Source organism: Rugamonas aquatica, from assembly GCF_009380215.1.
Lineage (GTDB): Bacteria > Pseudomonadota > Gammaproteobacteria > Burkholderiales > Burkholderiaceae_D > Rugamonas > Rugamonas aquatica_B.
In genome coordinates this window covers 1-232 of the sequence record NZ_WHUG01000076.1, presented here as the reverse complement: position 1 = coordinate 232, position 232 = coordinate 1, and the positions used below count along the sequence as shown (strand labels likewise).

Here is a 232-nt window from a genome sequence, read left to right as displayed (position 1 = left end):
AGTGCTACTCTAGAAAGGAGGTGATCCAGCCGCACCTTCCGATACGGCTACCTTGTTACGACTTCACCCCAGTCACGAATCCTACCGTGGTAAGCGCCCTCCTTACGGTTAAGCTACCTACTTCTGGTAAAACCCGCTCCCATGGTGTGACGGGCGGTGTGTACAAGACCCGGGAACGTATTCACCGCGACATGCTGATCCGCGATTACTAGCGATTCCAACTTCATGCAGT

General features: G+C 53.9%; 1 rRNA gene. It reads right to left on the bottom strand.

Going from position 1 to position 232, the window contains the following annotated elements:
- Window positions 1-13: 13 nt before the first annotated feature.
- A 16S ribosomal RNA gene (locus GEV02_RS32735) occupies window positions 14-232 on the bottom strand; the annotation flags it as partial.